This is a genomic window from Enterococcus sp. DIV0755f (assembly GCF_051713725.1).
Lineage (GTDB): Bacteria > Bacillota > Bacilli > Lactobacillales > Enterococcaceae > Enterococcus_D > Enterococcus_D casseliflavus.
This window is the reverse complement of the sequence record NZ_JBIOQL010000001.1, coordinates 2829235-2854781: the sequence shown is the minus strand read 5'-3', so window position 1 is coordinate 2854781 and position 25547 is coordinate 2829235. Positions and strand designations below refer to the sequence as shown.

Annotated in this window: 23 protein-coding genes and 1 other annotated feature; of the genes, 18 read left to right on the top strand and 5 right to left on the bottom strand. The window is 43.6% G+C overall.

Annotated features, from left to right (window positions below; translation table 11 throughout):
* The first annotated feature begins 97 nt into the window (after positions 1 to 97).
* From IGI73_RS13140 to IGI73_RS13110, 7 genes are all read left to right on the top strand, one after another.
* Complete coding sequence (locus IGI73_RS13140; protein ID WP_005228237.1) at positions 98 to 1885, top strand: glycoside hydrolase family 13 protein; 1788 nt, start codon at positions 98 to 100, stop codon at positions 1883 to 1885.
* A gap of 304 nt (positions 1886 to 2189) precedes the next feature.
* Positions 2190 to 3242 carry an aspartate-semialdehyde dehydrogenase gene (locus IGI73_RS13135; protein ID WP_010749982.1) on the top strand — a complete coding sequence of 351 codons (1053 nt, stop codon included), beginning with the start codon at positions 2190 to 2192 and terminating at the stop codon, positions 3240 to 3242.
* 122 nt (positions 3243 to 3364) lie between these two features.
* Entirely contained in the window at positions 3365 to 5047 is a 1683-nt protein-coding gene (locus IGI73_RS13130) for a ribonuclease J (RefSeq protein ID WP_010749981.1), read from the top strand.
* 241 nt (positions 5048 to 5288) lie between these two features.
* On the top strand, positions 5289 to 6728 hold the full coding sequence (locus IGI73_RS13125) for an MFS transporter (RefSeq protein WP_015510327.1): 1440 nt from the start codon (positions 5289 to 5291) through the stop codon (positions 6726 to 6728).
* A 198-nt stretch (positions 6729 to 6926) separates the two neighbouring features.
* On the top strand, positions 6927 to 7610 hold the full coding sequence (locus tag IGI73_RS13120; protein WP_438759244.1) for a metal-dependent hydrolase: 684 nt from the start codon (positions 6927 to 6929) through the stop codon (positions 7608 to 7610).
* Positions 7611 to 7647: 37 nt separating this feature from the next.
* The gene (locus IGI73_RS13115; RefSeq protein ID WP_005228249.1) at positions 7648 to 8979 is read left to right on the top strand and encodes a DRTGG domain-containing protein; all 1332 of its coding nucleotides are present in this window, start codon (positions 7648 to 7650) and stop codon (positions 8977 to 8979) included.
* Between the two features lie 54 nt (positions 8980 to 9033).
* On the top strand, positions 9034 to 9987 hold the full coding sequence (locus IGI73_RS13110; RefSeq protein WP_428206690.1) for a DHH family phosphoesterase: 954 nt from the start codon (positions 9034 to 9036) through the stop codon (positions 9985 to 9987).
* A 140-nt stretch (positions 9988 to 10127) separates the two neighbouring features.
* On the opposite strand, the gene dapD is transcribed toward IGI73_RS13110, so the two are convergent.
* Genes dapD through dapA form a run of 3 tightly spaced genes read right to left on the bottom strand, consistent with a single transcriptional unit; the run spans position 10128 to position 12504 of the window.
* Positions 10128 to 10841, bottom strand: a complete 714-nt coding sequence (gene dapD / locus IGI73_RS13105; protein WP_428206688.1) for a 2,3,4,5-tetrahydropyridine-2,6-dicarboxylate N-acetyltransferase — start codon at positions 10839 to 10841, stop codon at positions 10128 to 10130.
* Positions 10842 to 10853: 12 nt separating this feature from the next.
* Complete coding sequence (dapB, locus tag IGI73_RS13100; protein WP_015510324.1) at positions 10854 to 11609, bottom strand: 4-hydroxy-tetrahydrodipicolinate reductase; 756 nt, start codon at positions 11607 to 11609, stop codon at positions 10854 to 10856.
* 13 nt (positions 11610 to 11622) lie between these two features.
* Positions 11623 to 12504 (bottom strand): 4-hydroxy-tetrahydrodipicolinate synthase, encoded by an 882-nt coding sequence (gene dapA / locus IGI73_RS13095; protein WP_008380503.1) that lies wholly within the window; start codon positions 12502 to 12504, stop codon positions 11623 to 11625.
* Between the two features lie 222 nt (positions 12505 to 12726).
* Here dapA and IGI73_RS13090 point away from each other — a divergent pair, with 222 nt between their 5' ends.
* The 8 genes from IGI73_RS13090 (at position 12727) to IGI73_RS13055 (ending at position 20319) form a co-directional block, all read left to right on the top strand.
* Positions 12727 to 13896: a M20 metallopeptidase family protein gene (locus IGI73_RS13090; RefSeq protein ID WP_428206686.1), complete on the top strand. Its 1170-nt coding sequence runs from the start codon at positions 12727 to 12729 to the stop codon at positions 13894 to 13896.
* 4 nt (positions 13897 to 13900) lie between these two features.
* Positions 13901 to 15217: a diaminopimelate decarboxylase gene (gene lysA / locus IGI73_RS13085; protein ID WP_428206685.1), complete on the top strand. Its 1317-nt coding sequence runs from the start codon at positions 13901 to 13903 to the stop codon at positions 15215 to 15217.
* Positions 15218 to 15240: 23 nt separating this feature from the next.
* Positions 15241 to 16074: a diaminopimelate epimerase gene (gene dapF / locus IGI73_RS13080; RefSeq protein ID WP_438759243.1), complete on the top strand. Its 834-nt coding sequence runs from the start codon at positions 15241 to 15243 to the stop codon at positions 16072 to 16074.
* A gap of 92 nt (positions 16075 to 16166) precedes the next feature.
* Positions 16167 to 16401: a binding site (T-box leader), on the top strand.
* Between the two features lie 50 nt (positions 16402 to 16451).
* Positions 16452 to 17309 (top strand): MetQ/NlpA family ABC transporter substrate-binding protein, encoded by an 858-nt coding sequence (locus tag IGI73_RS13075; protein WP_016609385.1) that lies wholly within the window; start codon positions 16452 to 16454, stop codon positions 17307 to 17309.
* 14 nt (positions 17310 to 17323) lie between these two features.
* On the top strand, positions 17324 to 18349 hold the full coding sequence (locus IGI73_RS13070) for a methionine ABC transporter ATP-binding protein (RefSeq protein WP_142967413.1): 1026 nt from the start codon (positions 17324 to 17326) through the stop codon (positions 18347 to 18349).
* A complete protein-coding gene (locus IGI73_RS13065) occupies positions 18342 to 19001 on the top strand; it encodes a methionine ABC transporter permease (protein ID WP_016609383.1) in 660 nt (219 codons plus the stop codon). The genes IGI73_RS13070 and IGI73_RS13065 overlap by 8 nt, the downstream gene beginning before the upstream one ends.
* 183 nt (positions 19002 to 19184) lie before the next feature.
* Positions 19185 to 19517, top strand: coding sequence for a zinc ribbon domain-containing protein YjdM (locus IGI73_RS13060; protein ID WP_010749972.1), 333 nt, complete (start codon positions 19185 to 19187; stop codon positions 19515 to 19517).
* Positions 19518 to 19611: 94 nt separating this feature from the next.
* The gene (locus tag IGI73_RS13055) at positions 19612 to 20319 is read left to right on the top strand and encodes a zinc metallopeptidase (RefSeq protein WP_005228270.1); all 708 of its coding nucleotides are present in this window, start codon (positions 19612 to 19614) and stop codon (positions 20317 to 20319) included.
* A gap of 72 nt (positions 20320 to 20391) precedes the next feature.
* On the opposite strand, the gene IGI73_RS13050 is transcribed toward IGI73_RS13055, so the two are convergent.
* Positions 20392 to 21084, bottom strand: coding sequence for an HAD family hydrolase (locus IGI73_RS13050; RefSeq protein ID WP_428206683.1), 693 nt, complete (start codon positions 21082 to 21084; stop codon positions 20392 to 20394).
* Between the two features lie 2 nt (positions 21085 to 21086).
* Positions 21087 to 21872, bottom strand: coding sequence for a DeoR/GlpR family DNA-binding transcription regulator (locus IGI73_RS13045; RefSeq protein WP_015510319.1), 786 nt, complete (start codon positions 21870 to 21872; stop codon positions 21087 to 21089).
* 237 nt (positions 21873 to 22109) lie between these two features.
* On the opposite strand from IGI73_RS13045, the gene lacG reads away from it, so the two are divergent.
* The 3 genes from lacG to IGI73_RS13030 are packed head-to-tail and all read left to right on the top strand — an operon-like array spanning position 22110 to position 25538.
* Entirely contained in the window at positions 22110 to 23510 is a 1401-nt protein-coding gene (gene lacG / locus IGI73_RS13040) for a 6-phospho-beta-galactosidase (RefSeq protein WP_428206682.1), read from the top strand.
* A gap of 24 nt (positions 23511 to 23534) precedes the next feature.
* Positions 23535 to 23852, top strand: coding sequence for a PTS lactose/cellobiose transporter subunit IIA (locus IGI73_RS13035; RefSeq protein WP_010749967.1), 318 nt, complete (start codon positions 23535 to 23537; stop codon positions 23850 to 23852).
* A gap of 12 nt (positions 23853 to 23864) precedes the next feature.
* Positions 23865 to 25538: a PTS lactose transporter subunit IIBC gene (locus IGI73_RS13030; protein ID WP_016608434.1), complete on the top strand. Its 1674-nt coding sequence runs from the start codon at positions 23865 to 23867 to the stop codon at positions 25536 to 25538.
* Positions 25539 to 25547 lie beyond the last annotated feature (9 nt).

The window sequence follows — 25547 nt, the reverse complement described above, 5'->3', positions numbered from 1 at the left end:
CGATTTTTTAGATAAAGCAACCGATTGCGTTTTTCTCTTGTTTTGACTTCTGATTTGTGCGACAATGAGTATATCAAACAAGTCAAAGGAGTCTGCTATGAATACTACTGCCATTTATCATCGTCCCGAAAGTGAATTTGCGTATTTGTACGAGAAGGATAAAATGCATATCCGTTTGCGTACCGCCCGTCAAGACGTCCGCCATGTCCAGCTGCTTTGCGGTGATCCTTACACACTGTATAAAGAAGCTTGGTACCAGCAAAGAATTGAAATGAAAAAAATTCTTTCCACGGACTTGCATGATTATTGGCAAGTATCGGTCGGAGCAGAATTCCGCCGTTTGTCTTACGGCTTTTCCATCGAAAGTTACGATGGGTTGCATGTCTTTTATGGAGACCACGGGGTCTATCCTTTTGAGCAGCAATATTTAGAAATGAACAACAATTATTTTCGGATGCCTTACTTCCAAGAAGCCGATCGTTTCAAAATTCCCGAGTGGGCAAAAGAAACCGTTTGGTATCAAATCTTCCCTGAACGCTTTGCAAATGGGGACCCATCAAATGATCCAGAAGGTGTATTGCCATGGGGCTCAAAAAATCCCGATCGCCAAGACTTTTTCGGCGGGGATCTGCAAGGGGTCATCGATCATTTGGATTACCTCGTCGATCTAGGCATCAATGGGATCTACTTCTGTCCGATTTTTGAGGCCTATTCGAATCACAAGTATGATACCATCGATTATTTAGCCATCGATCCAGCGTTTGGGGATAACGACACCTTTAAACGCTTAGTGGAGGAATGCCACAAACGCGGTATCAAAGTCATGCTAGATGCTGTGTTCAATCATATGGGGGATACTTCGCATCAATGGCTAGATGTCATCAAAAACGGCAAAGATTCGCCCTTTGCTGATTGGTTCCACATCAATGAGTTTCCTGTCAACTACAAAGAAGGGGAAAACTTTGAAGATGCTTATGACATCACCTATGATGTGTTTGCCTTTACGCCGCATATGCCAAAACTCAATACGGAAAATCCTGACGTGCAAGATTATTTGTTGAAGATCGCTCGTTATTGGATCGAAGAGTTTGATATCGATGCTTGGCGCTTGGACGTGGCCAATGAAGTCAGTCATCACTTCTGGAAAAAATTCCGCCAAGTGTGTGATGATGCCAAAGATGATTTTTATATCCTTGGGGAAATTTGGCACTCTTCTCAACGGTGGTTACAAGGCGACGAGTTTCATGCAGTAATGAATTACGCCTTTACGGATGCAATCATTGAATATTTTGTCAAAGACGAGATCTCCATGACGAAAATGGTCTCGGAATTAAATAACCAGCTGATGTTGTATCGGGAGCAAACCAACCAGGTACAGTTCAATATCTTGGATTCTCATGATACCCCGCGCTTGTTAACTTTGGCTCGAGGAGACAAAGACTTGATGCGCCAAGTGATGGCCTTTACGTATCTGCAACAAGGCGTTCCTTGCCTGTATTACGGTGATGAGATCGGTTTGACCGGCGATATGGACCCGGATTGCCGTAAATGTATGATTTGGGAAGAAGAAAAGCAAGATCGTGATCTCCTGCATTTCACTCGCTCATTGATCAGCATTCGCAAAGACAACCAGAAAGTCTTATCAGAAGGTTCCTTGAGTTGGAACTGGGTTTCGGAAGAGGATGGACTGATCATTTTCGAACGAGAGTTAGGGGCACAGCGGATCATCGGTATTTTCAATACGGGCGATGACCAAATCACCCTTTCTCGTCCTGATTCGATCCTGATGGAACAGTTTGTCCAATTGGAAGATGAAACGATGATTATTGATAACAAAGGCTTTGCTATCGTGAAAGTAAACAACGAAGAATCGAATGAAGCATAAAAATGAGGCAAGAATTGCATATGCAATTCTTGCCTCATTCAATGTTTTGGGTATTTTTAATTTCCCCATGCACGTTGGAAAGAATCTTCCCCAAAATTCCTTCTGTCGGTATTATATCCTATAACACCTGAATGTGACAAATGATAACCCTTAAATATAGGTAGATTTTTTCTGTAAAGGGGGAAAAGATTGAAAATTTAGACAGTATTGCCTTCTTTTTGCGCTTCTTTTCACGAAAGGTCTTTTCTTTTTTACAAGATATGATAAACTAGTAAAAATGTATTTTTATTCGAGGAGTGATTTGATGAGTACAGGGTATCACGTAGCAGTTGTCGGGGCTACCGGCGCAGTAGGAACAAAAATGATTGAGATGTTGGAGAAGACCACGTTGCCGATCAAAAAAATAACGTTGTTGGCATCCAAACGTTCTGCTGGGAAGACCCTTGTGTTCAAAAATGAACCGCTCGTTATTCAGGAGCTGACCACAGATTCCTTTGCAGGCGTCGATATTGCATTGTTCAGTGCCGGTGGCGGCATTTCAAAACAATTTGCTCCAGAAGCAGTCAAACACGGTGCAGTCGTGATCGACAATACCAGTCATTTTCGGATGGACCCGAATGTTCCTCTAGTCGTTCCTGAGGTGAATCCTCATGCATTAGCGCAACATAAAGGAATCATTGCCAATCCGAATTGTTCAACGATTCAAATGATGGTGGCGTTAGAGCCGATTCGTCAAAAAGTCGGTTTATCGAGGGTCTTGGTTTCGACGTATCAAGCAGTTTCAGGTGCTGGCGCCCAAGCCTTGGCTGAATTGACTCGTGAATCTCAAGAATTATTAGCTGGCAAAGCCGCTGATGAACTAAACCCTGAGATTTTACCAGCAGGCAGCGACAAGAAGCACTACCCGATCGCGTTTAATGCCTTGCCGCAAATCGATGTTTTCGCCGAAGAGGATTATACTTACGAAGAGTGGAAAATGATCAATGAAACGAAGAAGATCATGGAAGATACGCAGATCAAAGTAGCAGCTACGTGTGTGCGGATCCCTGTGTTTAGCGGTCATTCAGAGTCGATTTATATCGAGACCAAAGACCATGCTAGTGTTGAGGAAGTCAGACAGTGGATCAGCGAAGCGCCAGGAGCTGTCTTGCAAGATGATCCGAGTCAACAAGTGTACCCGCAAGCTTTGACCAGTGTGGACAAAACAGAAACCTTTGTTGGTCGGATTCGCAAAGATTTGGATGTCGAAAACGGCTTGCATTTATGGGTCGTTTCTGATAATTTGCTGAAAGGTGCGGCATGGAACTCCGTTCAAATCGCCGAAAGCCTGCATCAGCAAGGATTAGTTCATGTGTAAACCATAAGTTTTTCAGAAAAGTGTGGTGAATGCCACGCTTTTCTTTTTTTTGTTGTATAATAATAGGGACGGCTTATGCTTGGGAAATAATACAGTAGAAAAAAATTAAGAGGTGAATAAAAGTGGAAACGATAAAAATCATTCCTCTTGGCGGTGTACGCGAAAACGGAAAGAACATGTACATTGCTGAAGTTGGCGAGGATATATTTGTGCTGGATTGCGGTGTCCGTTATCCAGAAAATGAATTATTAGGGATCGATACAGTGATTCCAGACTTCACATATTTAGAAGAAAATGCCGACCGTGTGGCGGGTGTCTTCTTGACCCATGGGCATGCAGATGCGATTGGTGCATTGCCTTATTTCTTGGAGAATATCCAAGTACCGGTCTTTGGGACCGAGTTAACGATCGAACTAGCAAAATTGACCGTGAATAAAAATGAAGCTACCAAGCGCTTCAAAGATTTTCATGTGATCGATGAACATTCGGAGATCGACTTTGGTCATGCGACCATTAGCTTTTTCCGTACGACCCACTCCATCCCTGATTCTGTTGGGATCAGCGTCAAAACAGAAGCTGGCAATATCGTTTATACAGGAGATTTCAAATTTGACCAAACAGCGATCCCTATGTATCAAACCGATTTTGGCCGCTTAGCGGAAATTGGAAAAGAAGGCGTCTTAGCATTGCTAAGCACGTCTTCAAATGCCGAAAATCCAACGCCGATCGCTTCTGAATTGACGATCCAAGATGAAGTTTACGACAATATCCGTTATTGGGAAGGTCGAATCATCGTCGCTAGTGTTGCCAGCAATTTGCAACGGGTGCAACAAGTATTAGATGCTGCGTTTCGTTCTGATCGCAAAGTCGTTTTGACCGGGCAAGATTTTGGTCGGATCATCAAAACGGCCATGAAGTTAGGGAAATTAAAATTACCTGCCGAAGACTTGCTGATCACCCAAAAAGAAATGAAAAAATACTCAGACGAACAGTTGCTGATTTTAGAAACAGGTCGTATGGGTGAACCAATCAAAGCGTTGCAAAAAATGGCCAACGGCTCTCACCGGACGCTGCGCATCAAAGAAGGAGATCTTGTTTACATTACAACGACGCCGACAACGGCAATGGAAACTGTGGTTGCGAAAACGGAAGATATCATCTATCGCGCTGGCGGTACCGTGAAACAGATCTCGGATAATTTCCGTGTTTCTGGTCATGCCAACCCGAATGATCTGCAGCTGATGTTGAATATGATGAAACCGAAGTACTTTATCCCTATTCAAGGCGAGTACCGCCAATTAGCCGCCCATGTGGACTTGGCGCAAGAAGTCGGGATTCCGATGAAAAATATCTTCATTACTGCTCGTGGAGATGTGTTAGAGTACAAAAAAGGCGAAATGCTTGCCGCAGGTGCGGTTCCAGCGGAAAACGTCATGATCGATGGGATCGGTGTCGGTGACATTGGGAATATCGTCCTGCGAGACCGCAAAGTCTTATCTGAAGACGGAATCTTCGTTGCGGTAGTGACGATCAATCGTCGTGAAAAGAAAATTATTTCTGCACCACAAATCACTTCTCGCGGATTCGTCTACGTGAAAGCTAGTCGCGATCTGATTCGTGAAAGTGGCGAGATCGTGGAAGAAATCGTAGAAAAACACCTTCATGATGAAGAGTTTGAATGGAGCAAATTGAAACAAGATATCCGTGATCGTTTGAGTCGTTTCTTGTTTGAACAAACCAAACGCCGTCCCGTCATCTTGCCGGTCATCATGGAATCAAGCCAAAGAAATCGCAACCGTAAATAATTCGTTTTGACCTACTGACAAAAGCAGGTGAAAGAATAGCCGTTTGACGGCCGATTTCTTTTCACCGAAGCTTTTGTCTTTTTTTATGAAAGAAACAGGCGGCGGTTTTTTTACAAAATGCCCCTTGTTTTGGTCGTGATGAGCAGATAAGGATTGACGGCGAATGGATTTCGATCAATAATACAAAGTTGTCCCCCTAAGACTAGAGGAACAAAACAAGCAAAGAGAGGATGGTCGATTTGTGAATAGTTATCAAGAAAATCCCGTAGTACAACAGAGAAAGTGGTGGATTCTCATTGCTGTTTCGATGTTTACCTTTATGTCAACACTGGATGGGAGTATCGTAAATATCGCTTTGCCGACGATCTCGGCAGATATGGGTGTCCCTATGAATCAAGCGGAGTGGGTCGTATCCGTCTACTTGATGATCGTTTGTGCCTGCCTTTTGTTATTCGGTAAGGTAGGCGATAGTTGGGGTAAGATCAAAGTATTCCGCTTGGGGATGCTGATCTTTATTATCGGTTCGCTGTTATGCGGGTTTAATCATTCCTTAGCATTTCTGCTATTTGCCCGAGTCGTGCAAGCGATCGGAGCCAGCATGACGATGGCGACGAATACCGGAATCATTACTGAAGTCTTTCCTATGAGTGAACGAGGACGCGCCTTAGGGATGATTGGTGCCTTTGTTTCGTTAGGCTCCATCGCCGGTCCTGGATTGGGCGGAGTGATTTTGGCGCATTTTTCTTGGCCGTTTATTTTTTGGATCAATGTTCCAGTCGGTATTCTGACAATGATTGCTGGAGAAAAGGTGTTGCCAAAAGATATCACCATGAGTCATGATTCCATCGATAAAACCGGGTTTGTGCTGTTTTCAATTGCAATTATCAGCTTCTTCGGCGGCATTTTTCTTGGACAAGAGCGTGGCTTTCTAACGTGGCTGCCGCTGCTGTTGGTGGGGATCGCCTTAGTGGCATTCATCGTCTTTTTGCGAGTAGAAGCGCGTGTGAGCAAACCGCTGATTACCTTTGGGATCTTTCGTAATAAAATTTTCACCATGAGCCTGATCACGGCGTTGCTGATCTTTTCTGCAAACTTTTTTGTCAATGTCGTGATTCCCTTTTACTTGCAAAGTGCCCGAGGCTTAACGCCGAGTGTGGCAGGAATGCTGATGATGGTCTTTCCTTTGATGATGGTCATTGGTTCACCACTTAGCGGCTATTTGACGGACCGTGTAGGACCGGAGATCTTGGTCTTAGCTGGCTTAGCGTTGCTGTCCATCACTCAGCTGATGTATATGTTTATGAATCAGCATACGCCGATTTGGTACTATGTCGTCGCTACTGCCATCATGGGGTTAGGCAATTCGTTGTTCCAATCCCCCAACAATACGATGGTGATGAGCAGCGTCACCAAAGAAAATCTTGGGGTGGCAGGTAGTCTAAATTCCTTTGCCCGTAACTTGGGCATGGTCTTAGGGATATCCTTAGCAACGACGATTCTTTATGCCGCAATGAGTCAAGCCTATGGGAAGCATGTGACGACCTATATCGCAGGTCGGGCAGATATTTTTGCCTATGGCATGAAAATCACCTTCTTTGGGGCGTTCCTTCTTTGTATCACGGCGTTATTCTTAACAGTCTGGCGCATCTATAAACAAGGCGGACGTAAGAAAACGCTATGATCGCTTGAAGTCAACAGGTCGAACTGTTCTATTCCTTATTCAGAAAGGGTAGAACAGTTTTTTTATTTTTCTTGACAAGAACCAGAAAAAGGACGGATGTAATAAAGCTGTCAGAATTTGTGCTTTTGGATTTCTGGCGTTATCTGTTATAATGAAAAATATTAGACTGTATTACTTAGATGGAAAGGGGAATGTTGTATGAAACTTACGTATCACGGACACTCGGTGCTTGCTATCCAATTAGCGGATGACCAAAAATTGTTGTTTGACCCTTTTATTACTGGAAATGCTCTGACTGATTTGGATGCAGACACAGTGGAAACCGATTGGCTTTTGATCACGCATGGTCATAGCGATCATATTGGGGACATGGTGCCGATCGCCAAAAGAAATGAAGCACCAGTGATCAGTGTCGTTGAAATTTGCCGCTATGCAGCCCGCAAAGGCGTTGCTGAGACGCATGGCATGAATATGGGAGGCTCTTTTGAGTTCCCGTTTGGCAAAATCTCAATGGTGGAAGCGAAACACAGCTCTGGTCTTGAAGAAGACGGAATGATGATCTATATGGGCAACCCAGTGGGGATCATTTTAGAAGCAGAAGGCAAAACCATCTACCACGCTGGCGATACTGCCCTCTTTAGCGATATGGCGATGATCGGTGAACGTTTCGACATCGATGTGGCGTTTTTACCGATCGGGGATAATTTTACGATGGGCGTTCAAGATGCTGCAACAGCAGCGGCGCTTTTAAACGCGAGCAAAGTAGTACCGATCCATTACAATACGTTTCCAATGATCAAGCAAGATCCGCAAACCTTCGTGAATTTATTGCCGGCAGGTGTGGGCCAGATCCTTGCAGTCGGTGAGACATTAGAAGTTTAAGCAACAGGAAGATTCGTAGTAGGAATAGGGGATAATTATGGCGACAAAACACGACTTGATTTTAGCGCATATCGAGAATCTGCCTGTAGGCGATCGCATCTCGGTGCGGGGAATCGCAAAAGACTTGAATGTCAGTGAAGGAACAGCCTATCGGGCGATCAAAGATGCGGAAAATATCGGCTTGGTTTCAACGATCCAACGTGTGGGAACCATTCGGATTGAACGGAAACTAAAGAAACACATTGAAAAACTAACTTTCGGCGAAGTCGTCCAAATCATTGAAGGCGATGTTTTGGGCGGCGCAGCCGGTTTAGACAAAGACTTGAACAAATTTGTTATCGGCGCCATGAAGGAATCGGCAATGGAACGCTACATCACGCCTGGTTCCTTAGTGATCGTCGGAAACCGTAACGAAGTCCACAAGTTGGCACTGGAAGATGGCGCAGCCGTCTTGATCACGGGGGGCTTTGAAACCTCAGAGGAAATCTGTCGCTTAGCAGACGAATTGGAGCTGCCGATTTTACAAACAACCTATGACACCTTTACCGTGGCAACGATGATCAACCGTGCCTTGAGCGACCAGCTGATCAAAAAGGACATCATGCTGGTGAGTGACATTTATATGCCATTGGAAAAAACCAAGTATCTGCACACCTTTGATACGGTCAAGGATTACAAACTGCTTTCGGAGTCTACCAACCACTCCCGCTATCCAGTCGTCAACAAGAATATGCGGGTCGTTGGGATCATCACAGCCAAAGATGTCCTAGAAAAGCCTGACACGCAGATCATCGAACGAATCATGACCCGGGAACCACGGGTCGTAAAAAAAGAGATGAGTGTGGCCTCTGCCAGCCATCAGATGATTTGGGATGGCTTAGAAGTGATGCCCGTCGTAGCAGATGACCTTTCTTTGATTGGGATCGTTACACGCCAAGACATCATGAAAGCGATGCAGATGGTCCAACGACAAACACAAATTTCAGATACGATTTCAGACCAAATCTCGGGACAGATGCAAGTCATCGAACAAGATTTTGAAGGGAACAAATTGCCGCAGCCACATTTCAGCTTTGCGGTGACGCCTCAAATGGTCAATGAAGTCGGAACGATCTCTTTTGGTGTCTTGAGTGAAGTGATCGCGAATACGGCGAAACGAACGATGCAGTTGAATCAACGGCGCAATAGTTGGATCGAGCAAGTCAATCTGCATTACTTCCGTTTGATCCAATTAGAAAGCGAGATCATCATTCAACCGAAGATTCTAGAACTGGGGCGACGTTCGGCGAAAATCGATATCGAAGTATCGATCGAAAATTCCTTAGTGGCAAAAGCGATCGTGGTATGCCAAGTAATGGAACGCCCATAAATCATCGAAAACGGCACTTATGGAAAAATTTTAGAGAGAAAGTTGAGACCATTCATGAAGGTACAAGAAGAAATACTTGCAACAATCAAAGCATTCGACCGAATCATTATCCATCGGCACCAGCGCCCTGATCCAGATGCATTAGGATCACAAGTGGGATTGGCAGAAATTTTACGAGCTAGTTTTCCTAAAAAAGAAATCTATCAAGTCGGCGGACCCGTTGAAGGATTGGATTACTTGGCGCTGATGCAGACGATCCCTGATGATTTGTATAAAGGGGCACTAGTGATCGTTACAGATACGGCCAATGCTCCACGGGTCAGTGACCAACGCTATGATCAAGGGGCGAAATTGATCAAAATCGATCATCACCCTAATGATGAGCCTTACGGAGAGCTGGTCTGGGTCAATACGAAAGCCAGCAGCTGTAGTGAGATGATCGTTTCATTTTGGCAAATGTTTCAAAACGAGCTGACGATGACACAAGAAGCGGCTCGTCTGCTGTATGCGGGCATCGTTGGTGATACTGGACGGTTTTTATATCCGGCAACGACAGCGACAACGCTGCGCTTAGCGGCTGAACTATTGGATTACGGTTTTGATGCACCGAAGATCAATCGGCAATTGGATCAAGTCTCTCGCAGTGTTGCTCGCCTTTCAGGGTATGTCTACGAAAACATCGAGATCGATGAGATTGGTGCTGGCAAAGTGATCCTATCACAAGAATTGCAGCGGCGTTTTGGCGTAGTGGATTCGGAAACCTCAGCAGTCGTTTCCTTACCAGGGAAAATCGACGAAGTGATGGCTTGGGCGATCTTTGTCGAACAACCAGAAGGCTATTATCGGGTGCGGATGCGTTCGAAAGGTCCAGTGATCAATGAGATCGCCAAACGCCATCATGGCGGCGGACATCCCCTTGCCAGTGGAGCAAACGCAAAAGACCTTGAAGAAGTTGCCCTAATCTATCAAGAGATCCAAGCAGCGATCAAAGAATTTCAAGCAGAATAAACACTTTTACAAGAACATTTGCCAATAGAAAAAGGGCGTGCCAAAAGCTTTCGGCACGCCCTTTTTTAGACAAAACGCAGCGCAGGCTCATCACTGAACCCGCACTGCGTTTTTTTGTTTATTTTTGAGAAAAGCGCGGTTTAGCCCCGTAGATCGTCTAAAAATTCGGTTTTGCTTTTCGTTTTCTCGTCTTTCATTTTGATGACTTTGGCTGGTGAGCCAGCAACGACTGCTCCAGCAGGGACATCTTCCGTTACCACAGAACCGGCAGCGACGACTGCACCTTCGCCGACACGGACGCCTTCAAGGACGACGGCATTTGCACCGATCAAAACATTGTCTTCAATGATGACTGGGCTTGCTGAAGGTGGCTCAAGAACGCCAGCCAAGACAGCACCAGCGCCAATATGGGCTTTTTTCCCAACGGTTGCTCGGGCGCCTAAAATCGCACCCATGTCGATCATGGTTTCTTCACCAACGACGGCACCAATGTTGATCACGGCCCCCATCATGATAACGGCATTTTTTTCAATGATGGCTTGGTCACGGATAAAGGCACCTGGTTCGATACGGGCATCGACTTTCGTCAAGTCCAATAAAGGGATTGCTGAGTTGCGGCGATCATTTTCCAGATAGTGATCGGTGATTTTGTCTTGGTGCGCGGTTAAAAACTCAGCCACTTTTTGACTGTCACCAACCACGAAATAGAAAGTGCCGTTACCAAACAATTGGATGCCATCTGCTTGGACGTTACTAAGATCTCCATTGATATAGACTTGTACAGGTGTTTGTTTATTTGCTTCTTTGATGTATTTTGCTAATTGATAAGGATCGGAAAATTGTAATTCTGTCATGAGAGACCACCTTTACTTGTCGATTAGATTTTGCATGGAATAAAAACCAGCTGGTTGGTTGGCTAAAAATTCCGCTGCTTTTAGCGCACCATTGGCGAAGATTTCGCGGGAGAGCGCTGTGTGTTTTAATTCAATGATTTCATCCTGCCCAGCGTAGATGACAATGTGTTCTCCAGGAATCGTTCCACCGCGAACGGCATGGATGCCCATCTGCTTGCGGTCATTTACTAGATCACTGCCTTCACGCCCGTAGAGATACTCTTTTTTCGTTTCGCAGCTGTCATTGATACTATCTGCCAACAGCAAAGCTGTACCACTTGGTGCATCGAGTTTTTGATTATGATGCTTTTCGATGATCTCAATGTCAAAGTCAGCTTCTAATGCGGGGGTGATACTTTGTAGTGCTTTGATCAGTACATTGATCCCCAACGACATATTGGCAGAATAGAAAACTGGGATCACTTTAGCAGCCAACGGCAGCATCATCTGCGTGTCTTCCGTCAAACCAGTTGTAGCAACCACGATAGGCAGCTGCTGTTCGACACAATAGTTCAATAAGGCAGGGACATTGCTATAATGAGAAAAATCAATCACCAAATCGATCGGCTGCGTGATTTTTTCTGGACGATCATAGATTGGAAAGGGACCATCTAATTGCTCGGTACGATCCAATCCGGCGGCCACTTCTAACTGAGGGTGCTTTGCGATCAGGCTTTGCAACACTTTGCCCATACGACCGTTTGCACCGCTTAATAAAATCTGTTTCACCAAAAACTCCTCCTTACAGCAATCCGTAATTGGTCATTTCTTCTTCTAAATGAACGAGGGTCGCATCTTCTGGGACACCCAAAGGCAAACGATAATGCAATTCGCATTTGCCTAGCAAGGAGACCGCTGCTTTGATCGGCACAGGATTTACTTCACTGAAAATCGCATCGATCAACGGTTTTTGTCGCAATTGCTCTTTGATGGCGGCTTTTACATCACCATTTAAGAAATCAGCAACGAGTTGTGCCGTTTGTTTCGGAGCGATATTGCCGATCGTTGAAATCACGCCAGAGCCACCTAAAGCTAGAATTGGGGTTACTTGATCGTCATTTCCTGAGTAGATAGCAAAGTCATCATCCGCAAGACGAGCGATTTCTGCGATTTGCGAAATGTCGCCGCTGGCTTCTTTGATGCCTTTGATATTAGGGATTTTTTTCAGTTCTGCCACAGCTTCAGGTGTTAAATTTAAGCCGGTTCTTGAGCTGACGGAGTATAAGATCACTGGCAGTTCAACGCTTTGACAGATTGCTTCATAGTGAGCGACTAAACTTTTCTTGGTCGCTTTGTTGTAGTAGGGTGTTACAACCAATAATGCGTCAGCACCAACGCGCTGTGCTTCTTTTGAAAGATGGATCCCATGTTGGGTGTTGTTGGAGCCTGTTCCGCCGATGACGGGGATTCGACCAGCAACTTGTTTTACCACCGCTTCGATCACCGCGATATGTTCTTCATCGTCTAACGTGGATGCTTCACCGGTCGTACCGCATGCAATGATTGCATTCGTTCCTTGCTGCACATGCCACTCCGCTAACTCCTTCAGCTTATCGAAATCCACCGAACCATCTTGAAGCATAGGGGTGATCAACGCAACGCCAGAACCTTTGAATATTGTCAAACTACGACACATCCTTTCAACCAATTTATTTTTCGTAACTCTACGTATAAGTGTACCAAAACGAGGGGTAAATTTTTCAATAAAAATCGAAACATTTCGACAATTTATACTATAGATTATTCGAATTATATACTATAATATTAAACAATATCAATGAAAAACTGAATATTCGTTGGTTTTTATGGATATTTTTAAAAGGAATGAATAGAAAGGTGTTTTAACATGCAAGTATCGCAAGCAGTCAAAGAATTAACCGAAGACGTGGTTCGTTTTCGTCGTGAATTACATACAATCCCTGAATTAGGGTTAACTGAGTTCAAAACAAAGGAATACTTGCTGCGTCAGTTGCAATCCTTTGGAATCAAAGAAATCTATCCAGTGATTGAAACCGGCTTGATTGCTGTCTTTCGCAGCGATCGTCCAGGAAAGACGCTGGCCTTTCGAACGGATATCGATGCACTGCCGATCAAAGAAGAGACAGGTGTTTCCTTTGTTTCCAAACATGAAGGGAAAATGCATGCCTGCGGTCATGACGGCCATATGGCAACGATGCTAGGGTTTGCTAAATATTTAGCAACACATCCTGAAGTGATTCGTGGAACGATCGTTTTGATTTTCCAACCAGCCGAGGAAAGCCCCGGTGGCGCTCAATTGATGATCGATGAAGGCATCTTACGAGATTTTGGCGTGGAAAAAATCGTGGGGCTGCATGTCTTCCCAGACTTTCCCGAAGGAGTCATTGCGAGCCGGAAAGGTCCGATGATGGCCCGTAACGGCGAGATCAATCTAACGATCAACGGCACGAGTGCCCATGGTGCCCAGCCTCATCAAGGACATGATGCCATTTTAGCCGCGGCTGCGATTATTCAAGGATTGCATTCGATCATTTCACGCAATATCAGCCCGCTTTCTGCTGGGGTCATCACTTTTGGGAAGATCCATGGGGGAGATGCGGAAAATATCATTCCCGGCAAGGTCGTTTTAAAAGGAACGATGCGGGCGTTTGAAGATGAAGTCTATGAAACGATGACGCGCAGAATCACCACCGTCGCACAAGAAATCGCCAAAGGATATGATTGCACGGCGGATGTCGAATTCGAGCACCTTTATCGTGTCGTGGACAATGATCCTGAGATGGTGGAAGTGTTGGAAAAAGTGGTCGGGGAGAGCTACCGAGAAACACCGCCATATATGTTGGCAGAGGATTTTTCGATGTACCAAAAGGAGATCCCAGGCGTCTTTTTCTTTGTGGGTACCCGAAATGAAGAAAAAGGCTATGGCCACCCTTTACACAGCAGCAAAATGAATTTTGACGAAAAAAATCTATTGCAAGGCATCGAATGCTACGTTCGTTTGATCGAGGCATTGAACGAGCCAACAGACAAGGAGTAAAGCGATGGCAAAAGAAATCAAGGACAATCACTTATACATTGACGGTTGTGATACCGTTGAGCTGGCAAAAACCTTCGGAACCCCCCTTTACGTGTATTCCGTTTCGGAGATTCGCGAAGAATGCCAAAAGATTCAGTCGCAGTTTTTGACGCGCTACAGCAAGACACGGGCAGCCTATGCCGCTAAAGCTTTCTGCACCACAGCAATGCTGCAAGTGATCAAGTCAGAAGGACTCTCATTAGACGTGGTTAGCGGTGGAGAGCTGTATACAGCGATCCAAGCTGATTTTCCAGCAGAACACATCGAGTTTAACGGGAATAATAAATCGATTGAAGAATTAGCAGCTGCCCTTGATTATGGCGTAGGACGGATCATCGTTGATGGCATTCAAGAAGTCGGCTTGATCCGCGCGTTATGTCAAGAAAAGCAAGTCGTTGCTAAAATTTTGTTGCGCATCACACCCGAGGTTTCGGTCAGTACTCATCAATTTATCTCGACCGGACAAAAAGATTCGAAATTCGGGATTCCTTTAGATGAAGAAATCTTATTTCCGTTAGTGGAAGAAGTGATTCAAGCACCTGAATTGGATTTCTATGGCCTGCATTTTCATGTCGGCAGTCAATTGTCGGACAATCGCTCACATCTAGCGGCAGTTGATGCGGCTTTGGCCCTTGTCCAAACCATTCATGAACGCTTTGATTATTGGATCAAAGAACTAAATGTTGGCGGCGGCTTTGGCGTTCGATACACAGATGCAGATATTCGCCAACCCTACAGCTATTTTTTAGATCCTGTGATGGAAAAAATCGACGCCTTTTATGCGCAGCACCAGAGCGAACGCCCGACCATCGTTATTGAACCTGGGCGCAGTATCGTCGCAGAAGCAGGTATCAGTTTGCACACCATCGGCAGTATCAAGACATTGCCGGGAATCAGAACATACGCCAGCATTGACGGTGGCATGACAGACAATATTCGTCCTGGTCTTTATCAGGCAACTTACACTGGGATCTTAGCCAACCGCGCTTCCGAAGCTGCGACACAAAAGATCACCATTTCTGGTAAAGCTTGTGAGAGCACGGACATCTTAGTAAAAGACCTTGCATTACCGCCCGTTGAAACTGGGGATCTGTTTGCTACGTTCGCAACAGGAGCTTATGGCTATTCGATGGCCAGCAGCTACAATAATTTACAGATTCCTGCAGTCGTCTTTGTGGAAAACGGCCAAGCGGAATTAGCCGTTAAACGCCAGTCCTACGAGCAAATGCTGCAAAATGAAGTGGTTCCTTCGTTTCTAAAAGAGGGAGCTTCCAGCAAGTAAAATTTTGAAAAGCAGGTGACAACATGACGATTTCTTATACAAAAATGCAAGGTGCAGGAAATGATTTTATCGTAATCGATAACCGCACATTGAAATTCTCCCATGAACAACTGTCGCAATTTGCTGCTCAGGTTTGCCATCGGAAATTTTCTGTTGGCGCGGATGCAGTCATGGCAGTGGATTTTCCCACAGGAACCGCTGATTTTCGGATGCGGTTTTACAATGCTGATGGGACCGAAGCAGAAATGTGCGGCAACGGCGCTCGCTGTATTGCCCGTTATGCCTTTGAGAAGGGAATTGCTGGCGAGCAGATGACCATCGAAACAGTTGCTGGCGATGTCCCCGCATGGCGCTTGTCGGCAAAACACTACAAAGTAACCTTGAATCCACCGACCGTGACTACATTTGATCAAGCGTACCCGAATCCAATGGTTTCTTTCGTGGACTATGTGGAATTGGGTGATCCAGGAATCCCTCATGCGGTGGTTCACTATCCTGGTCTGGCAGAAACTGAGTTGGAACAGCTGGCTGAACTTGCCAAAGAGATACGCTATTGGGAAGTTTTCCCAAAAGGGGCGAATGTCAATTTCTATGAAGAAGATGACAAGGGTGATCTGATCGTTCGCACGTATGAACGAGGGGTGGAAGGTTTTACCTATGCGTGCGGCACAGGTTCTGGTGCCACTGCGTATGTCGTGACCAAACGTCACCAGCAAGCGACAGCGAATGTCTTGCTGCACGTGTTAGGTGGCGAGTTAACGGTAGAAGTTGATGTTGATCAGGGCGCATTAGAATTGATCGGCGATGCGGTTATGGTATCTGAAGGCTTGATTTTAGATGAGAATTTGACTGTGTAAACGCTGTGAAAACCATTGTAAAAAGATGGTGTTTTCGTGAAAAAAAGAATTGACATTCATTTGAGGCTATCGTATAGTTAAACACAACTTAAAAACACGCGATGATAAGAAGAGTAAGTCAGTTTCGATTGGATCAGAGAGCTCGGATTGGTGAGAAAGAGCACAGCCGTTTGACTGAAGATGGCCTTGGAGCGTTTGGACGTGAGCAAAAGCAAGCGTGCAGCGGGATTGCCCGTTACAGCAAAGCAGTTGATAAACTGATAAGGTTGGCAGCTTGTGCCAATGAATTAAAGGTGGTACCACGAACATGGTTGTTTCGTCCTTTCTCTATGATGGAGAAAGGACGTTTTTTTATTATAAAAAGGGGGAACTAAAAAATGAAACAGTTGAAAAAGGGAATCGTTGGGTTAGTTGCTGCTGCTGTCTTAATTACATTGGCAGCTTGTGGCAATACTAGCAGCACGGAGGATACACAGTCTGGTGAAAACAGTGTAGATGCAGTGGAAGAAAAAGTCGTTGGAGTGGCACCTGGACCATATGGGGATATGGTGACAGAGGTGATCTCTCCATTACTGGAAGAAAAAGGGTATCAACTAACGACCAAAGTGTTTAATGATTATATTCAGCCGAACAATGCCTTGGCGAATGGCCAAATCGATGCCAATTTGTTTCAGCATACGGCCTATCTAGAAAAATTTTCGGCAGATAACCAGTTATCTCTTACGGCATTACAAAAAGTGCCAACATTGGGAATGGGCATCTATTCGAAGCAACTGTCCAGCTTGGATGAGTTAGCAGACGGGGCGACTGTTTCGATTGCCAATGATGCCTCAAATTTAGCTCGGACCTTGCAACTGTTAGCTGCCAATGAGTTGATCACCATCGCAGACAATATCGACGAAACGAAGGCAACGGTGAATGATATCGAAGAAAATCCGAAGAATCTGACATTTAAAGAATTAGACGCAGCCCAATTGGCTCGTTCGTTAGATACAGTCGATTTAGCTTTAGTACCAGGAAACTTCGCTTGGGCGGCTTCTCTTGATCCTGCAGATGCTTTGGCGTTGGAGTCGTTGAAAGAAGAATATAAAAATGTCTTTGTGGTGTCCACCGAAGAAGAAGACAGTGATTTTGCTAAGGCAGTTACGGAAGTATTAGAAAGTGATGCATTTAAAGAAGCGATTGCCGAATCACCGTTCAGCAACTTTGATCAACCGAAATTTTGGGCTGAGTAAGAAGGGCATATCTTATGGCAAAAATAGAAGTAAAACAAGTATCAGTGGCATTCACTCATAAAAAACAAATCAAAAAAGCAGTGGATTCCGTTGATTTTTCCGTTAAAGCTGGAGAAGTATACGGGATCGTCGGATTGAGCGGGGCTGGGAAAAGTACCTTGGTTCGTACGTTGAATCTACTGCAGGTGCCCTCTAGCGGTCAAATTCTGATTGATGGTCAAGACATCACGCAAGCCAAAGGCAAACACTTGCGTGAAGTACGACAAAAAATCGGGATGATCTTTCAGCATTTCAATCTGATCCATAATCGAACCATCAAGGAAAATTTAGCCTTTGCTTTGCGCGCTGGTGATTATCCGAAAGATCAGCAAGAAGCGAGGATCAAGGAACTGTTGGAAATGGTGGATCTGCCTCACAAAATTCACGAGTATCCGAATAATTTGTCTGGGGGAGAAAAGCAACGGATCGGCATTGCACGAGCGATTGCCAACGAACCTGAGATTTTATTGTGTGACGAAGCTACCAGTGCGTTAGATGTTGAAACGACTGAAGAAATTTTGAAATTGTTGATCCGAATCAAGGAACAGACAGGCATCACCATCGTCTTTATCACTCATGAATTGGATGTTGCCCGTAAGTTTTTTGATCGGGTGGCAGTGATGGAAAAGGGGCGCATCGTTGAAGAACAAACGACCTATGGCTTGTTCAGTCAGCCTAAACAGCCTATTACGAAAAAACTGGTAGGCCGCTACTTGGATCTGACGCTTCCTGAAGAGATTCTAGCATCTTTCACGCAAGGCGACTTGCTGGAATTGCGCTACCAAGGTGAGTATACGTTAGAACCGCTGATTTCGACTGTAGCGAAAGCCTACGATGTGTCGATCAATATCATCCATGGGAAAATTGAGTATATCAAAAAAGATGTGATCGGTATTTTGTATATCTATTTGACGGGACCCGACGAAGAAGCAGCAAAAGCCCGAGAACACTTAGCTGCGAACGTCTTTTCTCTAAGAAAGATAGGTGAGAAAAATGGCTGAAACGATTGAGATTTTAAAAACAAACCTGCCTCAAGCACTATGGGAAACATTCTTTATGGTGGGGACCTCAGCAATTATAGGAGTAGTTTTCGGCTTATTGATTGGATTAGTCCTGTTTTTAGTCGGCAGTAACCTTTTTCATAAAAATATTTTCTTGCATCATCTGGCCGATTTTGTCGTCAATGCAATCCGTTCGCTGCCATTTTTGATCTTATTGATTACGCTGATTCCGTTATCAGCGATGCTGATCGGTGATCCTTATACCCCAGCGGGTGGTGCGATTGCTTTATCGATTGCCGCGATTCCTTTTTACGCCCGAATCGCTGAATCCGCATTTGCCGAAATCGACTATGGCGTCCTTGAAGCCAGCGTCGCTTCTGGAGCATCGACGAGACAGATCGTTCGCGAAGTGATTTTACCAGAAAGTCTGCCAGCTTTGATTCGCGGATTTGTGCTAACTTTGATCAGTCTTTTAGGCTACTCAGCGATGGTGGGAACAATTGGCGCAGGCGGCATTGGCGATTTAGCAATTCAGTATGGTTATTATCGCTATGAAACGGCGATTTTGATTGTGGTGATTCTCCTGCTGATTCTTCTGGTACAAATCATCCAGTGGGTCGGCGATGCTTGTGCGAATCATTTCTCAAAATAATACCCAACGTTTTGTAGTTCCTTTTCGAATACACTTGAGTTATCGCTTCTGTTATTACTCTACAGAAGCGATTTTTTTTACTTACAGGTCACTGATTTTTGGTTGCACCGCTAATGGTTTTTCGGTATGCTGATGGTGAGTTGTTTTTTTACAGCGAAAATTATATTTTAAAGGAGCAACACTATGACTCAAATTCCTAACTGTCCAAATTGCCAATCTGAATACGCTTATGAAGACCGTGGGCTGTTTGTTTGTCCTGAATGCGGAAACGAATGGCAAGAGCAACAAGCGATGGAAGAAGCACCCGTATATAAAGATGCCAACGGCAATATTTTAGTCGATGGTGATACAGTAACGGTCATCAAAGACTTGAAAGTCAAAGGCGCATCTGGCGCCATCAAACAAGGAACGAAAGTGAAAAACATCAAATTAGTCGAAGGCGACCACAACATTGATTGCAAGATCGATGGCTTCGGCGCAATGAAACTAAAATCAGAATTTGTAAAAAAAGGTTAAAAACAAAATCTTCCAGTCATCTTCATAATTTTTTCACCACTTTAATGGTAAAATAAGGTCAAAGATTAAAAGGGGGAATTTTATCGTGTATGGTATGGGCGGATACGGGTTCGGCTTTTTTTATGACCCGACTTTCATTCTTGTAATTATCGGTATGGTGATTTCACTAGCAGCGTCAGCGTACGTCAAAAGTACCTTTAACAAATATGACAAAGTCAGAAGTAAAAATAATATTACCGGCACAAAAGCGGCGCAGTACATCTTGCAAAGCCAAGGAATCAATAATGTGGGTGTGCAAGCGATCGCTGGTGATTTGACGGATAATTACAATTCTGGCAACAAAATGCTGAGTTTATCGCAATCCACTGCACAATCAACTTCGGTAGCAGCAATCGGTGTTGCGGCCCATGAGTGTGGACACGCAGTCCAAGATGCCAAAGGTTATTTTCCTTTGCGTTTGCGTCATGCGATCGTACCGATCGCTAATATCGGAACCAGCATCTCGATCCCATTGATTTTGATTGGGGTCCTATTACGAGGATCGTTTCTGATCAACTTAGGCTTGTTGGCTTTCTCATTGGCGTTTATTTTCCAATTAGTGACCTTGCCAGTCGAGTTCGATGCCTCAAAACGGGCGATCCGTATTTTGGCAGATGGTGGCTTGTTAACAGAAGATGAAGTACCACAAGCAAGAAGAGTGCTCTTTGCCGCAGCGTTGACGTATGTCGCAGCTGCCGTAGCAACCTTATTGCAGCTCTTACGTTTGATTATTTTATTTGGTAATAACAACCGTCGGAATTAGAAAAATGGAAACAAATAATAACAAAGCGGCTCAATCAAGATTTCTTGGTTGAGCCGCTTTTTGTATGGAATATTATGATTTAACGAAAACTTTTGACAGGTGCTCTGTCCAAAAATCAGTAAAATCTTTGATGGTTCCATCTTTATTTAGCTGTGCCTGTTCAAATACTGATTTATTCTTACCGAATGGATCAATTGCGATAATTGTTCCGATCCCAGCACGCTTGGCAGCAAGCAAACCTGAATAAGCATCTTCGATAACAAGACAATCAGCAGGAGCTAAGCCCAATTTGCCAACCGCTTTAAGAAAAATATCCGGTTGCGGTTTTCCAGGAAAAGAGCCATCGTCATAGACGATCTTATCCCAATCAAACCAGCGAGCTAAATCGAAAGTATCAAAATAAAAAGCAACATTCTCTTTAACAGTAGCCGTGGCGATCGTTAATGGAATCTGCTGGTCAGTCAGCTGATCAAGAGTCGCTTCAAGCCCCTTTGTCAATTGGAGATCGTTCTTATTTTGTAAGCAAAGCATACGATAATAGCTTTCTTTTTCATCTGACAATACGGCGATCTCAGAGACGGTCAAATATTCTGAAATGAAATGTTTTAAAATCTCCGTATTCGTTCGACCATGGATATTTTTTAAAATATCCTCATCTGATAAACCATCTTTTGTATGATCATGAATCATGTGCAGCCAAGCAGCTTCATGTAGATGAGAGTCCAAAAACATAGTTCCGTTGAAATCAAAAATAATCCCTTTCATAGTTACGCTCCTATAGTGGTATTTTCGGTTGGATCAGCAATTTGCAGATCGACATATTGTGCATAGTGCTCTTGCAGCTCAGGTGATATTTGACGGTCCGTAATGAGTAGGTCGAAGTCATGCAAATTATAAAATACATAAAAATCATCTCGGTTGAACTTTTTGTTATCAACGAGCAGATATTTCTTACGGGAATTATTTAATGCGATCTGTTGTGCTTCTCCTTCTTCTGTACTATAAGTAGAAATGGCTTCGTTGTGTACACCGTTTGAACTGATAAATGCTTTCGTAAACTTTAATCTTCTTAAATTGTCGTTAGTGATCGGTCCAACAAATGCACCGGTATTTTTACGGAAATCACCACCAATTAGTAAAATTTCTGGTCCATCTGCTTGCGCAAGAATATCAAAAACTGGGTAATTATTAGTAATGATCCGGATTTTCTTGTTGAGTAAATGAGTCGCCAAAAGTTCGATTGTTGTACCAGGCCCTAAGAAAATCGTTTCACCTTCTTGAATCAAGGAGGCTGCTGCGGCAGCAATTTCTTTTTTTTCTTGAATCTGCAAAGTGGCTTTTTCGGTGTGAGAAAGTTCTTGATCTAAAGTGTAGGAAAGACTTTGCGCCCCTCCATGGACACGTAGCAGCTTGCCCGATTTTTCTAATTCATCTAAATCTCTGCGAACGGTCATATCAGAAACATCTAATTGATTGATGATTTCATTAACGGTAAGGATTCCTTTTTTATTGACCATTTCTACGATAGTAAACAATCTTTCTTTTTTTAGCATCGTCTTCACCTCTAATTTAAGGATAATCTACCATATAATCGGATAACAGTCAATCTGTTTCAAACAAAAACAAACAATTATTCGCGTGATATATGTTTGTTTCAATGGGTTTTATCAATTTTTTTCGATTTTTGTGATTATTTATGTTTGTTTTTGTTGACAAATGTTTTGGATGCGATTACAATTCAATCAGTTAGAAAGTGCGGAAACTGATTATAGATTTGAGGAGAGATGTACATGCTTAAATTACCAGAAGATTTTATTTTTGGTGGAGCCACAGCAGCCTATCAGGTTGAAGGAGCCACTAAGGAAGGCGGCAAAGGCGCTGTTGCTTGGGATGATTTTTTAGAGGAACAGGGTAGATTTAGTCCCGATCCGGCAAGTGATTTTTATCATCAATATGCAAAGGATATTGAATTGTGTGAACGATTTGGTGTGAATGGGCTAAGATTATCCATTGCATGGAGTCGAATTTTTCCTGATGGTGATGGGGAACCGAACCCAGAAGGAATCGCTTTTTATCATCGTGTGTTCGAAGAATGTGCGAAAAGAAACGTAACGCCGTTTGTGACATTGCATCATTTTGATACCCCTAAACGTTTGTTTGACCAGGGAGATTTTTTGAATCGAGAAACAATAGAAGCATTCGTTTCCTATGCCATTTTTTGTTTTCATGAATTCAAAGAAGTGAAAGTGTGGAGTACCTTTAATGAAATCTATCCTGTTGCGACCAATCAATATTTGTTAGGCGTTTTCCCGCCAGGTATCAAATATGATTTTACAAAAATCATCGCCTGTCTTCATAATATGATGGTTGCCCATGCACGTGTAGTGAACTATTTCAAAGAAAACGAACTTCCAGGCGAAATCGGTGTCGTTCACTCATTGGAGACGAAATATGCGGCAACAGATGCTCCAGAAGATAAGCATGCAGCCTTTTTAGACGATGCATTGTCGATCCGCTTCTTATTAGATGCTACTTATTTAGGCTATTATTCAACTGAAACCTTGACGGCTCTTGATGAGATATGTGAAGCAAATCAGGCTAGCTATCATTTTCCTGAAGAAGATTTCGTTGAATTGAAAAAAGCCTCCACGCGTAATGACTATTTAGGGATCAATCACTACCAATGCCATTTTGTCAAAGCTTACGATGGAGAAAACGCGATCCATCATAATGGCACGGGTGAAAAAGGGACCTCTGTTTATAAAGTGAAGGGGATCGGAGAACGCATTTATAAAGAAGGAATTCCTCGAACAGATTGGGACTGGCTGATTTATCCAGAAGGTCTTTATGACTTGTTGTTGCGAATTAAAAGCGATTACCCGCATTACAACAAAATCTATATCACTGAAAACGGCATGGGGTATAAAGACCAGTTTGAAGATGGCATCATTATGGATCAGCCGAGAATCGACTATTTGAGAGTCTATTTGGAATCCTTAAGCAAGGCGATAACAGCTGGGATAAATGTGAAGGGATATTTTTTGTGGTCGCTTATGGATCTTTTCTCATGGACAAATGGGTATAACAAAAGGTATGGCTTGTTTTATGTTGATTTTGAAACCCAGAAGCGTTACCCGAAAGAGTCAGCATACTGGTACAAATTAGTTAGTGAAACCAAAACGATTATTTAATAAGTAATAATGGAGGAAGAAAAGATGAATAAAGAGGAATTACAAATGCTTGGTTTTGAGATCGTTGCTTATTCAGGGGACGCTCGCAGTACATTATTAAAATTATTGAAAGAAGTAAGACAAGGGAACTTTGAGCATGTTGATTCAGCACTGAAAGAAGCCGACGAAAATTTAACCCTTGCACACAATTCGCAAACGAAAATTTTAGCGGAAGAAGCATCGGGAAAAGAGATGGAGATGGGATTCATTTTTATCCATGGACAGGACCATTTAATGACCACTTTGTTGCTGAGGGATCTGATTCAAGACTTTATTGCACTGTACAAGCAGAATCAAGGATAGGAGAAGAACGCTATGGATGGAATCATTAAACAAATCGAAAAAGGGAAACCGTTTTTTGAAAAAATCTCACGCAATAGTTATCTGGGAGCCGTTCGTGACGGATTTTTAACAGCGATGCCGGCTATTTTATTCTCAAGCATATTCATTTTGATTGCTGCGGTTCCTGAGATTTTTGGTTACCAATGGCCTGAAGCTGTCTCCACTTGGTTGTGGAAAGTCTATAATTATTCGATGGGGGTTGTAGGGTTACTTGTTTCAGCAACCACTGCTCGCTGCTTGGCTGATTCGATGAATCGCCGCTTACCGAAAAACAAAGTGATCAACACGACTTCTGTGATGCTGGCTTCTGTGGTAAGTTTCCTGTTGTTAAGCGTCTCTCCGATCGAAGGCGGATTTTCAACGGAATACATGGGGACAAAGGGGCTATTGGCGTCCTTTGTCGCTGCATTTTTAACAGTTAATTTATATAAGTTTTGTGTGCTGAAAGATATTACCATTAAGATGCCTAAAGAAGTTCCTGGTACGATTTCGCAAACCTTCCGAGATATTTTTCCTTTCTCTTTTTCAGTATTTGCGGCCGTTTTAATTGATTTAGGTATTCGGCAAATTTTCCAAATCTCATTTGCAGAAGCAATCATTACTGTGCTGCAGCCATTATTCACAGCAGCCGACGGTTATTTAGGAATCGCTATCATCTGGGGAGCGATGGCGCTATTTTGGTTTGTCGGTGTTCATGGACCGTCGATCGTGGAACCAGCAATTGCAGCAATTATCTATGCCAATGTGGAAACCAATCTGCAATTGTTCAATTCCGGTGAGCAAGCTTCAAAAGTACTGACAGTCGGTTTAGGAAATTTTGTAGGAACTATGGGAGGAACTGGGGCCACATTGGTCGTTCCTTTTATCTTCTTACTCTTTGCTAAGTCTAAACAATTGAAGGCAGTCGGGAAAGCTTCCTTTATTCCAGTAAGTTTTGCTGTCAATGAACCATTGTTGTTTGCAGCACCCATGATTTTGAATCCTTATTTTTTCATTCCGTTTTTGTTAACACCAGTTGTAAACGTTTGCTTGTTTAAGTTTTTTGTCGATGTGCTAGGCATGAACAGTTTTATGTACGTTTTACCTTGGGCAACTCCGGCACCGATCGGTCTGGTTCTAGGAACGGGCATGGGGGTGTTAGCCTTTGTTTTAGCAGCGGTTCTAATCGTCGTTGACTTCCTGATCTATCTACCATTTTGTAAAGCATACGATGCTGTTTTAGTAGAGCAAGAAGCACAAAAAGCGGAAGTGATCGCAACCGAAGAAGGTGCTTCTGCTGCTATACGTGAGGAAGTACCTGTGGCAGCGAGCCAAATTATCAGCGATACAAATAAAGAAATCAATGTGTTGGTGCTTTGTGCTGGAGCAGGGACAAGTGCGATGTTAGCTAATGCTTTAAAAGAAGGCGCATCTGAATCGAAAGCACCGATCAGTGCAATGGCGGGTGCTTATGGTTCTCATTACGAAATGCTGCAGGATTTTGATATGGTGGTCTTAGCACCGCAAGTCAATTCTTATTATGATGATATCAAAGAAGATACCGATCGCTTAGGAATCAAGCTGGTTGCGACAAAAGGAGCAGAATATATCGGATTAACGAGAGATCCTGAAAAAGCCGTTCAATTTATTCTGAACCAATTTCAATAAAGGAGGAGC